Genomic DNA, 13,011 nt, shown 5'->3' with positions numbered 1-13,011 from the left:
GAGCGCGAGGGACGCGCTGAGAACTGAGAAAATACTCATGATCCACCGGTGTGCACCCCGGTCGCCACTGCGGCTCGCTACCGTTTCCTCTGACGGGTTCCCCTGACGAGCGACCCCTACGACCGTCCCCCGACCCCCTTCTCGAGCGAGGCCACCCCTTTCATGACCGTGTCGCCCCTGATCTGGACCCTGACGATCGTCTTTATCGTCCTGCTCCTTCTTTTCGACTTCTTCTTCCACGTTCGCAAGGCGCACGAGCCCACGCTGAAGGAGTCGGCGACCTGGTCGGCGCTCTATGTCGGCATCGCTGTGCTCTTCGGCCTCGGCGTCCTCGTGTTCGGCGGAGCGACTCCCGGCTCCGAGTACTTCGCCGGCTACATCACCGAGAAGGCCCTCTCGGTCGACAACCTGTTCGTCTTCCTGATCATCATGGCGAGCTTCAAGGTGCCCCGAGCCGACCAGCAAAAGGTCCTGCTCTTCGGCATCGTCTTCGCGTTGATCGCCCGCACCGGCTTCATCTTCCTCGGCGCCGCGCTGATCAACTCGTTCGCCTGGGTGTTCTACATCTTCGGCCTGATCCTGCTGCTGACCGCGTTCAACCTGGTGAAGCCGGGCGACGACCACGCCGGCGACAACGTGATGGTGCGCCTGGCTAAGCGGCTCTTCAAGACCAGCGACCAGTACGACGGCGACAGGTTCTACACCCGGATCAACGGCAAGAAGGTTCTCACGCCGATGATCCTCGTGATGGCGGCGATCGGCGGAACCGACATCCTGTTCGCCCTCGACAGCGTGCCGGCGATCTTCGGCCTGACCAGCGACGTGTACCTCGTCTTCACGGCGACTGCATTCTCGCTGCTGGGCCTGCGTCAGCTGTACTTCCTGATCGACGGCCTGCTCGACCGCCTCGTCTACCTCAGCATCGGCCTGGCCGCGATCCTCGCCTTTATCGGCGTGAAGCTGATCTTGCACGCGCTGCACGAGAACACCCTGCCGTTCATCAATAACGGCGAGCACGTGGACGTGTTCGAGATCGGCACCGGCCTCTCGCTCTCGGTCATCATCGGCGTCCTGGTGATCACCGTGATCGCCTCCCTGGTCAGCCCGAAGGGCCGCCGCATGGCCGCCGAGGCCGCCGAACGCCGCCGCGTGGCCGAGACCGCCGGAGCGGACGTCGACGCGACGCACTGACCCGCTGCATAACGAAGGCTGGGACGCCGTTCCAGGGCTGCAGGGCCCGGAACGTGCGTCCCAGCCTTCGTTGTGACGTCACCGAGCGCGGTACCGGTGCTCCGGGCGGCCGGTAGTGCCGTAGCTGAGGGTCATCTCGACGAGGCCGCGGCCCGCGAGGCCGGAGAGGTAGCGCTGGGCGGTGGCGCGCGAGATCCCGGCCCGCTCGGCCACGTCGAGGGCCGAGAGCTCGGCACCGGACTCAGCCAATCGCGCGAGGACCAACTGCTCAGTCGCCGAGCGTGACGGCTGCGCGGCGGAAGCGTCGCCCGAGTGCAGGATCCGCAGGGCCCGCTCCACCGCCTCCTGATCGGCCGCGCGGTCCTCCCGCAGCACGTTCCGAAACCGCACGTAGGCGTCGAGGCGTTCGCCGAGCAGCCGCGCCTCGAACGGCTTGATCAGGTAGCCGAGAGCCCCCGCGTGCAGGGCCCGACGCACCGTCCCCCCGTCGGAGGCGGCGCTCACCACGAATGCGTCGGTGTCGAGCTCCCGAAGCAGCGCGATCCCGCTCTGATCCGGCAGGTGGACATCGAGCAGCAGCAGGTCGGGGGCATGCTCGGCGACGGCCGCCCGCGCCGCCCGGGCCGTGTGTACCGGAGCCAGCGCGGTCAGACCCTGCCGCGCGTCCACCAGGTCCGCATGCAGCTGGGCAACCCGGAAGTCGTCGTCCACCACCAGCACTGTGCGCTCCTGCGCCGTGTCCGCGCTCACCAGTCACCCCCGTCCAGCTGCGGCGGCCTGACCGACCCGGGGAGCCGCGCGCAGAGCACGGCCCCCGACTCCGCCCCGCCTGCGTCCGCCAGCCAGACCTCGCCGCCGCGCCGAGCGGCCACCTCGCGGCAGAGCGGGAGCCCGAAGCCGCGCCCGTGCACCCGACCGTCGTCCGCGAGAGGGTCGCTCGCGCCCGACCGGTCAAACAGTGACTCCGGATCCACGACGCCGTCGCCGGAGTCGGCGACCGTCACGAAAAGAGCGTCGCCGTCGTCCAGCAGCTCGACCTCGACGAAACGCACGTCCCGCCGCCCCTCGACCGCCGCGCGCACCGCGTTGTCGACGAGGTTCCCGATCACCGTCGCGACGTCCTCCGGCTCGACAACGGTGCCGCGCACCAGCGTCTCCTCGCCGAGCGTCAGCAGCACGCCGCGCTCGGCCGCCTCGATCCCCTTCGCTCCGACGAGCGCCTGCAAGTACGGCTCCTGCAGCCGGTCGGCGTGCTGCACGGGGTACTTCAGCGGCCCGCGAGTCAGCACCTCGTCGAGGTAGTCGCGCGCCGAACCCGTCCGCCCCGCGTCGAGCAGGCCCGCGACCACGTGCAGGCGGTTGGCGAACTCGTGCCGCTGCACGCGGAGCGCGTTGGTCATCGCGCCGACCGCGTCCAGGCGCCGGCTGAGCGCGGCGAGGTCCGTGCGGTCACGGAGCACGACGACCACCCCCAGGTCGCGGTCGCCGCGGGTCACTCGGCGGATGTCGACGTAGACGATGCGCGAGCGGACCACGAACCCCTCCTCGCCGCCGGCCCGGGCCTGCTCCACGGAGTGCAGGGCGGCGCCGATCGCATCGGCCAGCGGAGTCGGCAGCTCCAGCGCGGCGAGCGGTCGCCCGTGCAGCGCCCGCCCGGTCGGGTCATCGGAGCCGAGGATTGCCGCGGCCCGTGCATTGCAGACGCCGACCCGCCCGTCGCGGTCGAGCGCGAGCACGCCCTCGTCGACCCCGTTGAGTACCGCGGCCTGGTCTTGGACGAGCGAGGTCAGCTCCTCCGGGGCGAGCCCGAGCGTCAGACGCAGCAGGCGGCGGCGGATGAACAGGGAGGCGACGGCGGCGAGCACGAGTCCGGCGAGCGCCGCGGCGAGGACCCCGAGCAGGGTGGTCGGCAGGTCGGTGAAGACACTGGAGCGCGCGAAGCCGATGCTGACCTCGCCGACGACCCGCTGCTCCCCCGCCGCGAAGACCGGTACCTTCGCCCGTGCCGACTCACCCAGCGTGCCGGTGCCCCAGGAGACGCTCTCGCGCCCGGCGAGCGCCTCGTCGGGGCTGGTCGAGACCCGCTCGCCGAGCCGGTCGTCGTCGGGGTGCGCGAGGCGGATGCCCTGGTCGTCGGTGATCACCACGAAGAGCGCGCCGGTGCGCTGCTCCACTCCGGCGGCGACCTCCTCCAGCGGGCCCTCGCGCAGCTCGGCGGCGTCCGGCGCGCCGGGCACAGCGGAGGAGGCGGCGACCGCGTCGCGCACGTCGGGGTCCTCGGCGACGGTGCGGGCGATGGCGAGCGCCGTCCCCTCCGCCTCACCGCGCAACTGCTGAACGCTGAGCGCCGTGACGAGGCCGGCGCAGACCAGGACGGCGGCCGAGACGGTGGCGAGTTGCAGGACGAGGACGTGCGTCGCGAAGCGCATCGCCCCTCCTCGCCGTCGTTGTGCGCAGAATGCGCAGAAGCCACACTATGCGCAGATGTCGCCGTAATGAGCGATACCGCGGCGAGGGCTCCGGGGCTGCCTAGGGTTTCCCCATCTCGCGTCCGGCTCTCCCGCCGAGCGCGGGCGGAGGCACCCGACGAAGGAGTCAGCTGTGTTGGTAGTACTCGGATTCACGATGATCCTGGCCTTCATGGCCCTGATCATGACCAAGCGGCTGACGCCGATGGTCGCCCTGATCGTCGTGCCGACGATCTTCGGCCTCTTCGCGGGAGCCGGTCTCGGCATCGGCGACATGGTGCTCGAGGCGATCGGCAACCTCGCGCCCACGGCCGCGCTGCTGATGTTCGCGATCATGTACTTCGGGATCATGATCGACGTCGGGCTTTTCGATCCGCTGATCCGCTTCATTGTCCGCGCGCTCGGCGACGACCCGGCGAAGGTCGTGCTCGGCACGGCGCTGCTCGCCGGCGCGGTCTCGCTCGATGGCGACGGCTCGACCACCTTCATCGTCACCACCGCCGCGATGCTGCCGATCTACCTCCGCCTGGGGATGAATCCGGTCGTGCTGACCTGCGTCGCGGGCCTGGCCAACGGCACGCTCAACATCGTCCCCTGGGGCGGACCGACGGTGCGCGCCGCCGCGGCCCTGCAGGTCTCGCCGAGCGAGATCTTCGTGCCGATGCTCCCCTCGCTCGCGGTGGGCCTGGCCGTCACCCTCGTCTTCGCCTGGTTCCTCGGCCTCGGCGAGCGCCGTCGCCTCGGCACGCTCGCGCTGGCTGAGCCGATGCTCGAGCAGGAGCTCGTCGGCGCCGGTCGCGGCTCCTCCTCCCGCTCCGGCGGAGCCCGCACGAGCGGCGGCCTGGCGGCGCTGACCGGAGGCATCCGCACCATCGCCCGGGAGCGTTTCTCCTTCCTCCGCGGCCCTCAGGCCCTGCGCGGGGCCCAGGTAGCGGTCGCCGCCCGCGTGCAGGCGGACGACGGCGACACTGCGATGGCCGACTCGATGCTGGACCCCGAGCGCGAGACGCTGCGCCCGACGCTGATCTGGGTGAACCTGGTCCTGACCCTCGCCGTGATGACGCTGCTCGTCGCCGACATCCTGCCGCTGCCCTACGTCTTCATGGTCGGCTCGGCGATCGCCCTGCTGATCAACTTCCCGACGATGAAGGACCAGGCGTCCGAGATCGTCAAGCACGCGCCCAGCATCGTCGGCGTCGTGTCGATGGTGCTCGCGGCGGGCGTGCTGATCGGCGTGCTCAATGGCACGGGCATGGTCGATGCGATGGCGGAGTGGGTCGTCGCGGTGATCCCGCCGGCTCTCGGCCCGTTCCTCGCCGTGATCACGGGCGTGCTGAGCATCCCGATGACCTTCTTCATGTCGAACGACGCGTTCTACTACGGCATCCTCCCCGTGCTCTCCGAGAGCGCAGCGAACTACGGCATCTCGCCGGTCGAGATGGCTCGCGCGTCGATCACCGGCCAGCCGGTGCACCTGCAGAGCCCGCTGGTGCCGGCGATCCTCCTGCTCGTCTCCCTCGCCGCAGTGAACCTCGGCGACCACCACCGCAAGGTGCTGTGGCGCGCGGTGATCGTCTCGCTGGTCATGCTGGCCGTCGGCGTGCTCGTGGGCTCGATCCCCTTCGGCTGACGACGAGCAGGCCCGAACGCTTCTGGCGGGATCGCGTGCTGCGGCGGGGTCCCGCCCGTGGGTGGACGCCGACGGCATCCGTCCTGCGGGGCCGCTACCGCAGCAGCGGCGCCAGGTTCTCGGTCCAGACGTCGGAGCCGACCTTGAGGATGAGGGCGCCGACGACGACGAGGAACGCGACGCGGATGAACCGGCTGCCGCGGGCCACGGCCATCCGGGAGCCGAGGTAGGCGCCCGCGACGTTCGCGACGCCCATCAGGAGGCCGAGCAGCCAGATCACGTGGCCGCCCGGCACGAAGTAGAGCAGGGCGCCGAGGTTGGTCGCGACGTTGACGATCTTCGCCTTCGCGCTGGCGAGCAGGAAGTCGTAGCCCAGCGCAGTGATCAGGGCGATGATCAAAAAAGTGCCGGTGCCGGGACCGATCAGGCCGTCGTAAAAGCCGATCAGGAGTCCGAGGACGGCCGCCGTGACGAGGTGCCGGCGGCCCGCGTGCTTGAGCACGGTGACGCTGCCGAGGGCCGGACGCGCGATCGTGACCACGGCGACGACGATGAGCGCAACGACGATGATCGGCTTGAACACCGTGGCCGGAAGCAGGCCGGCGAGCGTCGCACCACCGTAGCTGCCCGCGAGGGCGACCGCCGCCATCGGCACCGCGGTGCGCAGGTCCGGTCTCGCCCGGCGGTAGTAGGTGATCGCACTGGTGGTCGTGCCGAAGACCGACGCGAGCTTGTTCGTGGCGAGGGCCTGCACGGGAGAGATGCCGGGGACGAGCAGGAGGGCGGGGAGTTGGAGCAGGCCACCGCCGCCCACCACCGCGTCGATCCAGCCGGCCGCGAAGGCGGCAAGGATCATCAGCGCGAGAACGGGGAGGCCGAGATCCTCGGTGAAGGTCAGCATCGGGGGAATCCTACGGTGCTCCGACGCGTCACCGCGGAGCGATGCCCGCCCCTCCTACGCCTCCCGCGACCGCCCCGCAAGTCCTTGGGCGGCCCCGGCCCCGCGCCTACGGTCAGAGCATGGACGCACAGGACATCCGCTGGAACGACGAAGCCCGAGACAAGATCCTCGAGGACTCGGACAGAGTGCTCCGCGAGGCGGTACTCGACCTCGCGACGAGCAAGAAGGGTGAGCCCTGGGAAGACGTCTTCGCCGAGCTGAACGCGCGTCTGAAGGACCGCTTCATCGACTTCGAGCCCGGCCCGGACCTCCGCAAGTACGCCGAGGCCGTCTCCGCCGGGGAGATCGAGACCGGCTCGTGAGCGAGCACGACCGCGACGCGGCCCTCGACGACGAGATCACCTCGATCCATGCCCTCGGCGAGGGGCGCGTCGGCGAGACGGCTGGCCCGGAGGACGAGGACCACGAGCTCTCCCCCGAGCAGGACGCCCGGATCGAATCCGAGCTGAAGAATCGTGGCGGCGCGAGCTGATCGAGCCGCAGTATCTCGACCGAACGCGAGCGTCCAGCGGCGTCAGTGAAGCATGCCGGGCAATTCCGCCATCGAGGTGAAGACGGTGGCTCCCTCGGCTTCCAGCCACGAGGCGGGGGTCAGCCCGCCGGCGTAGCCGAAGACACGCATTCCTGCGGCGCGGGCGGCGCGGACTCCGTATTTGCTGTCCTCCACGACAACGCAGTTCTCCGGCTGGTGCCCCAACCGGTGAGCGGCGTGCAGGAAGATGTCCGGTGCAGGTTTGCCGTTGAGCACTTCCGAGGAGCTGAAGATGCGGCCCTCAAAGCGACGAAGGAGACCTGTGTGCCCCAAGGTCTTTCGGATCTTCTCGTGACTGCCGCTCGACGCAACGCAGGTTCGGAACTCGAGCTGGTCGAGAGCGGCCTCGATGCCGGGGACCGCCTGCAAATGGGCGTCGAAGGCCTCGTCGTACCACGGCTGGTACTTCTCTTCCCAGTCGAGCGGTAGCTTCCTACCCAGGTGCTCCTCGAGCTGCGAACAGAAGTGGGAAGCGGGTCTGCCGAGGAAGCGATCGACGACCTCCTCGGTGGACAGCTCCCAACCGAATTCTGCACAGATCCGCTTGTCGACCTCGACGGCGAGCACCTCACTGTCGACGAGAACTCCGTCGCAGTCGAATATCACGAGGTCGACGTGGTCAAGCATTGACATCCTTTACCCTTCCCTTAATTTTTCATTTCGTCGTGGATTTGCCGCACATGCATCAGCTAATATTGAAAGGGTGTCCACGGTTGTCCCGGGCCACATAATTCGATCATGCACCGCCAGGCGGACAGGGTGAAGCCCCGCGGTGAGCGCGCCGACAAGTTCGAAGTCTGAACCATCTCCGACAAAGATTGTTTCCGACGGAGTTGCGTTAAGCAAGGCAGCTGCCTGCTCAAAAATGGACGGCGCCGGCTTCATCCTTCCCGCTTCCGAAGAAAGTGTTATGGCCGCAAAAGAATCGGAAATACCCGAATCAGCGAGTAACGAGCGAACATCTGAACTGCAATTCGACACCAACCCGAGAAGCCGACCAGATCCGCTGATTTTTCCTAACTCTCTCGTGATTCTCGGCTGTGCAGCATAAAATTCTGCACCATGAATAGCGCGACGCGCAGCCAAGGCGTCGCGAACAGCAGTGCTCGACCATTTTTTATCTAGGTTCTGTGATAACTCGTCAAGGTATTGCTCGAGAGGCCTCGTCTCTCTTGCCTGCCGTGTTGCGTCCCAGGCCGTCCGTAATAACCTCGGATCCTCGTCGAGATGCTCGCAGAAAGCGTAGAATGCTTGCGCCTTCGTCGCTTGAGGTAGCGGGACTAATGTTTCCCATAGATCAAAGAGGATCCATTGAGCGTCGACTTCCTCCAAAAGCGATTGAACTGTGCGGGCAACCGGAATGACAGTTGGTGAATGCCACCGAGAATTATCGATGATAACATCCGCATGGTCCTGGGGGCGATTTTGCTGTAGAAAGAACCGTTGTCCCGGGATGTATTTTTCATGATACTTGCGTAGGACACTGAGTCCTTGATGTGGCACGTCCCTGCGATACGCTCGGTCGAGCATTTCCTGGGGCTCGACGTGCAGGAAAACCATGTAATCGATGAATTCCCGCACATCTTCTCGGAGTAAGAAGATTCCCTCGACTATCATGACGCCACCGGCGGCGACGACGTAATTCTTTTTTATGGAGAACGTATCGCTATCGAGGTCAAGGTGCTGAAGCTGAGCATTAAGCGTCCCCGTGTCGCGTAATGGTCGAAGAAGGCCGTCAATCAGCCGTTCCATGTCGATGCTTTTCTCGAGATACGCTTCTGATTCAGTGAGCCTTTCGTCGTAACGTATTTTTTTCGGGTTGTGAAAGTCATCGACGTGAACGATAGTAGCCGCAACCCCGGACTGAGCCAGCACTGCCTGCATCCGACTCGCCATCTGACTCTTGCCGGATGTATCTGGCCCGGTAATGCCGACAACTATTGGTGCGACATGAGTCCGTCTCTCGAAGACGCCGGCCAGGACCGCGTCGAAGGCAGGTATGGAAGTGCTCATGAGGGCCACCTCGTGGGACGCAGAATTTTCAGATGCTCACTCAGCCGAGTGGAGAGGTCTCGGTAAAGCTCTTGCCCATACTGAGCGTTGTCCTGGTACTCGGGCGGAGTCGGATCGAGCCGAAGCGCTGTGATGTCGTTTCGATGAGAGCCATCGATGAGAACTCGCCCTTGCCGATCTGCGGCGAGACGGAAAGGCGTGTCTGGCGCGCGAACCATCCGACCGGAGCTGTGCATAATTTTAGGAGTCCGGCCGACGTACCCGAGCGCCTGAACAATGAGTGCCGCCCGGTCATACAAATCGCGCTGATCTTGCAGCAAACTGATGGGCATCATTGAGACTTGAGAGATCTGCCCCTGAGACGCACGTAAGAAGATAGCCTTGGACTCATGTCGCAAGCCAGTATCCCGAAAGACATTTCCCGATGCACTGCACACTGCCGCGTCCGTCACCGGCACCTCTCGATTCAAATCCTGGTAAATACGAGCTTCCTCCCGCGAGGAGTAAAACAAGCGAGCTTTCGACCGTTGCAGTACCAAGATCTCTCGCTTTCCAAACTTTTGGGGAGCCCGCGCTCGAAGGGCCAGTAGGACGCGAAGGGCGGACATCGCAGAATGCGACGATCCGGCGACAACGATCGGCTTAGTAGGATGCATGTCAAGGGTGTCGAGCGTGCGCGCCTCTTCAGCCGGGTTGAGGAGATGTCCGGAGAGGATCGTTTTGTCGCGCCACATCTCGAGTGCTGGGTGGAGCAACTCATGTCGCCCTGTTGCGATCACGAGATGACGCGAGGTCAGCTCTTGTCCAGTGTCCAGCGTCACTCGAGGCGCGCCGCCGCAGACAACGATTTCTCGCCCCGCACACCCGGTCATAACCGCTTCCGCGGGAAGCGCTCCGGTGAGGACAGCGCCGACTCTGTCCAAGGCTGAAGCCAGCTGTCGAAGGTCGATTGGCCCTTTAGCGTTGGCGACTTTCCCTACGAGGTCGTCGCTGAGGAGGGGAGCAAAATCGGCCTTCAAATCAATATCTTTAAAGAATCTTGAGCCGATAGAAGTGCTTTGAATCGCGTAGCCGTGAAAATCACCACCCCCTACCCGGGTACGCTTCTCAACAATTCCGATGCGTCGCTTGAGCAACCAGGGGGCCGAGGCGAGGAACGTCGTCGTTCGAAAGCCACCTCCAAGGAAGAGGATTTCGAAATCTACGTCAGAAGTTGGCATGAGCTGCGAGGAGCCGTTCGAACCGGTCGCAGATGTCATCTGCTTGGGTCATCGTCAAGATGAGAGGCGGGCGGATCTTCAGGACGTTGCCGCGTCCGTACCGTGAAGTACGCATAATCAATCCGAAGTCCATCGCCTTTCGAGCAAGATCGTTGGTTAGGTCAACGTTCGGCGTTCCGTCTACGTCAGCGATTTCGATTCCGATCATCAGACCGACGCCTCTCACATCGTTAATCACCGCATATTTTCTTTTCATTTCGTTCAACCGCCCGAGGATACGGTCACCCGTCGCACGAACGTTAGCGAGGAATTCCTTATTGTCGATCACCTCGAGGGTCGCGATGGCCGCCGCCGCGGCCATGATATTAGAACCATATGTGAAGGAGTGCTGATCACTGGGCAGTCCGGCCATGTCATCGCTGGCGAGGATGGCCGCGACTTGCGCGCCGGAGCCGCCTAGACCTTTTGCGACCGTGATCGCATCAGGCTCAACGGCAAAATGTTCGGCCGCGAACATGCGGCCCGTCCGTCCTATGCCTGTCTGAATTTCGTCGAGAATCAATTTGACGCCAGTATCGTCGCAGAATTTACGCAACTTTTGGAAGTAGCCATCAGGCGGGACTATGTTGCCGCCGTTCCCGGAAATTGGCTCGACCATGAACGCCGCTACGCTTCCACTGCTGGCATACTCCATGAAGTCGTACAGGCGCTCGGTACATAGCGAGCCGCAGCTGGCTTTTTGCTGCCCATAGAAGCACCGGTGACAGTACGGATCGGGGACCTGAAGCGAGTTATGAAAAAGCGTCTGAAATGGCTCCCGGCGGAAAGCGTTGCCTGACATGCTCGTCATCATCATCGTCTGACCGACGTGCGCTCGAAAGAGCGTAATAACGTCTCGTTTTCCCGTTGCCCGCTGAGCCATCTTGATTGCGCCCTCGTTTGCTTCCGATCCACCGGCAACTTTAAGGTGCGTACGAGTAATGGACGCGGGAGCAAGGTCAGCGAGGCGCCGCGAGAGATGATTAATTTGATCTGTTTGGAAGCTGCTCGTGACGTGGATAAGTTGATCAGCCTGATCCTTAATCGCCTTGACGACGGCCGGGTGGGAGTACCCGAGACTCAGGTTGAAGGTCGCCGACGCACAATCGAGGAACGCGTTACCCTCGTCATCGAAGAGGTAAACGCCTTCTCCTCGGACCATCTTCTGCGCCGTAACTGGATAGTAGACAGCGCTTGGATCAGTTACCTGAGTATTTTCGATCGACAAAATTTTCTCACTTCCACGGTAAACTAATAACCGCCCCGGCAAGTAGAGCAGAACGCCGCGTGAGGCATGCCGCTCACGTTCCTCGACCCCTGGGCTAAATGTTCGACACGAACTTAGCAGGAGAAAATGAGGAAACCGCATCTGGCGCGCTTCGGCGCCTGATTGGCATTCGGCAGCGGGGTGGGCGACTGCACCCGTCCTGCTCGTGGCATAAGAGCAGACCTGCTGACTGGTGGCGAGGTGTCGTACCCGAGCGCGTGGCCCGCGGTATCCGCATCGCAGGGGCGGACTCTGGCACCGGCAAGGTCTCCGTTATTCAGGGCGCGACGTTTGTGACACCCCTGATCTCTCGGCGCTAGGGGTCCGGCGTCGCCCGCGTCCGACGGTAGTCCGCCCAGATCGAGGAAGAGCGCCTTAGCAGCCAACGGGCCGCAGCGGAACACGGAAGGCCCGCTCCCCGTCGAGGGAACGGGCCTTCCGGCTGTCTGGTGAGGACGGAACGTGCACCGACTACGCCGAGAGGCGCTCGTAGTCCGTGTAGCCCTCGGCTCCGCCGCCGTAGACCGTCTCCTGGACGACCTCGTTCTCGGGGTGACCGCCCTGCCAGCGCTCCACGAGGTCGGGATTCGCGATCGCTGAGCGGCCAACGGCGACGGCGTCCGCGTGGCCGTCGGTGATCAGCTCGGTCGCCTCCTCGCGGCTGGTCGGCGAGCCGAAGCCGCTGTTGGCGATGAAGACGCCGTCGAAGCGGGAGCGAAGGCTCTGGACCAGCTCGCCGGTCGGCTCGGCGTGCAGCACGCTGAGGTAGGCGAGCCCGAGCGGAGCGAGCCCGTCGACCACAGCCTCGTAGGTGGCGCGCACGTCGTCGGCGTCGGTCTCGACGACGTCCTGGATGTTGTGGGCCGGCGACAGGCGGATGCCGACGCGTCCGGCGCCGACCTCGTCGGCAATGGCGCGGGTGACCTCGAGCACGAACGCGGCACGCTCGGCCGGGGTCCCGCCGTACTGATCGGTGCGCACGTTCGAGACGGGCGAAAGGAACTCGTGCAGCAGGTAGCCGTTGGCGCCGTGCACCTCGACCCCGTCGAAGCCCGCGTCGATCGCGCGACGGGCGGCCGCGACGAACTCGTCCCGCACGATCGCCAACTCCTCGGTGCTCAGCGCGTGCGGCACCGGGAACGGCTTCTTGCCGGAGGGGGTGTGCACCTCGCCGTCGATGGCGACGGCGCTCGGGGCGACGATCCGCTCGGTCCCGGTGATCTCGATGTGCGAGACCCGGCCCGCGTTCATCAGCTGCATGACGATCCGTCCATCCGCGGCGTGCACGGCGTCGGCGACCGCACGCCAACCGGCCGCTTGCGCGTCCGTCTCGATGCCCGGCTGCCCGGCGTAGCCCTTCGACTCGGCGCTGGGGAAGACGCCCTCGCTGATCAGCAGGCCCATGCTGGCGCGCTGGGCGTAGTACTCGGCGACGATCGCGCCGGGCACCCCCTGCTCGTCGGAGCGCAAGCGCGTCATCGGAGCCAGGACGATGCGGTTGGCGAGATCGAGGTCGCCGGCGGTGAGGGGGGAGAACGGATCCACGGGATCGCCTTTCTAGGCAGCTGTCTCAGGAGCATCCCTGAGGGGGAGGCACGCGCACCTTGCGGCGCACTCCGAGCGTCAACCGCGAGCGGCGCGCGGCCATTCCTCCTCTCGGCGTTCTCCCATACCCCACACGAGGCACGCG

12 protein-coding genes are annotated in these 13,011 nt (G+C 65.3%); 4 read left to right on the top strand and 8 right to left on the bottom strand.

Going from position 1 to position 13,011, the window contains the following annotated elements; translation table 11 throughout:
• The first annotated feature begins 162 nt into the window (after window positions 1-162).
• The gene (locus tag A6122_RS02610; RefSeq protein ID WP_084415765.1) at window positions 163-1,191 is read left to right on the top strand and encodes a TerC family protein; all 1,029 of its coding nucleotides are present in this window, start codon (window positions 163-165) and stop codon (window positions 1,189-1,191) included.
• A 78-nt stretch (window positions 1,192-1,269) separates the two neighbouring features.
• On the opposite strand, the gene A6122_RS02605 is transcribed toward A6122_RS02610, so the two are convergent.
• Window positions 1,270-1,941, bottom strand: a complete 672-nt coding sequence (locus A6122_RS02605; RefSeq protein ID WP_068251287.1) for a response regulator — start codon at window positions 1,939-1,941, stop codon at window positions 1,270-1,272.
• A complete protein-coding gene (locus tag A6122_RS02600) occupies window positions 1,938-3,620 on the bottom strand; it encodes a sensor histidine kinase (protein ID WP_068251284.1) in 1,683 nt (560 codons plus the stop codon). The genes A6122_RS02605 and A6122_RS02600 overlap by 4 nt, the downstream gene beginning before the upstream one ends.
• A 196-nt stretch (window positions 3,621-3,816) precedes the next feature.
• Here A6122_RS02600 and A6122_RS02595 point away from each other — a divergent pair, with 196 nt between their 5' ends.
• Entirely contained in the window at window positions 3,817-5,289 is a 1,473-nt protein-coding gene (locus A6122_RS02595; protein WP_084415764.1) for a CitMHS family transporter, read from the top strand.
• Window positions 5,290-5,383: 94 nt separating this feature from the next.
• Here the strand turns inward: A6122_RS02595 and A6122_RS02590 are convergent, their stop codons facing one another.
• Window positions 5,384-6,190, bottom strand: coding sequence for a sulfite exporter TauE/SafE family protein (locus A6122_RS02590; RefSeq protein WP_068251278.1), 807 nt, complete (start codon window positions 6,188-6,190; stop codon window positions 5,384-5,386).
• Window positions 6,191-6,309: 119 nt separating this feature from the next.
• On the opposite strand from A6122_RS02590, the gene A6122_RS02585 reads away from it, so the two are divergent.
• Both A6122_RS02585 and A6122_RS16350 read left to right on the top strand, forming a co-directional pair.
• On the top strand, window positions 6,310-6,552 hold the full coding sequence (locus tag A6122_RS02585; protein WP_068251275.1) for a hypothetical protein: 243 nt from the start codon (window positions 6,310-6,312) through the stop codon (window positions 6,550-6,552).
• On the top strand, window positions 6,549-6,722 hold the full coding sequence (locus tag A6122_RS16350) for a hypothetical protein (RefSeq protein WP_157593777.1): 174 nt from the start codon (window positions 6,549-6,551) through the stop codon (window positions 6,720-6,722). Before A6122_RS02585 ends, A6122_RS16350 begins: the two co-directional genes overlap by 4 nt.
• 42 nt (window positions 6,723-6,764) lie before the next feature.
• Here the strand turns inward: A6122_RS16350 and A6122_RS02580 are convergent, their stop codons facing one another.
• The 5 genes from A6122_RS02580 to A6122_RS02565 all read right to left on the bottom strand — a co-directional run bounded on the left by A6122_RS02580 (window position 6,765) and on the right by A6122_RS02565 (window position 12,866).
• Window positions 6,765-7,409, bottom strand: a complete 645-nt coding sequence (locus A6122_RS02580) for an HAD family hydrolase (RefSeq protein ID WP_068251273.1) — start codon at window positions 7,407-7,409, stop codon at window positions 6,765-6,767.
• Window positions 7,410-7,418: 9 nt separating this feature from the next.
• Entirely contained in the window at window positions 7,419-8,795 is a 1,377-nt protein-coding gene (locus A6122_RS15480) for an HAD family hydrolase (RefSeq protein ID WP_084415763.1), read from the bottom strand.
• Window positions 8,792-10,015 (bottom strand): hypothetical protein, encoded by a 1,224-nt coding sequence (locus tag A6122_RS16345; protein ID WP_146077295.1) that lies wholly within the window; start codon window positions 10,013-10,015, stop codon window positions 8,792-8,794. Before A6122_RS16345 ends, A6122_RS15480 begins: the two co-directional genes overlap by 4 nt.
• A complete protein-coding gene (locus tag A6122_RS02570; protein WP_208855043.1) occupies window positions 10,002-11,282 on the bottom strand; it encodes an aspartate aminotransferase family protein in 1,281 nt (426 codons plus the stop codon). The genes A6122_RS16345 and A6122_RS02570 overlap by 14 nt, the downstream gene beginning before the upstream one ends.
• 510 nt (window positions 11,283-11,792) lie before the next feature.
• The gene (locus tag A6122_RS02565; RefSeq protein ID WP_068251262.1) at window positions 11,793-12,866 is read right to left on the bottom strand and encodes an alkene reductase; all 1,074 of its coding nucleotides are present in this window, start codon (window positions 12,864-12,866) and stop codon (window positions 11,793-11,795) included.
• Between the last annotated feature and the right edge of the window lie 145 nt (window positions 12,867-13,011).

Source organism: Rathayibacter tritici (genome assembly GCF_001641005.1).
Taxonomy (GTDB): domain Bacteria; phylum Actinomycetota; class Actinomycetes; order Actinomycetales; family Microbacteriaceae; genus Rathayibacter; species Rathayibacter tritici.
This window is presented reverse-complemented; position numbering and strand designations above follow the sequence as displayed.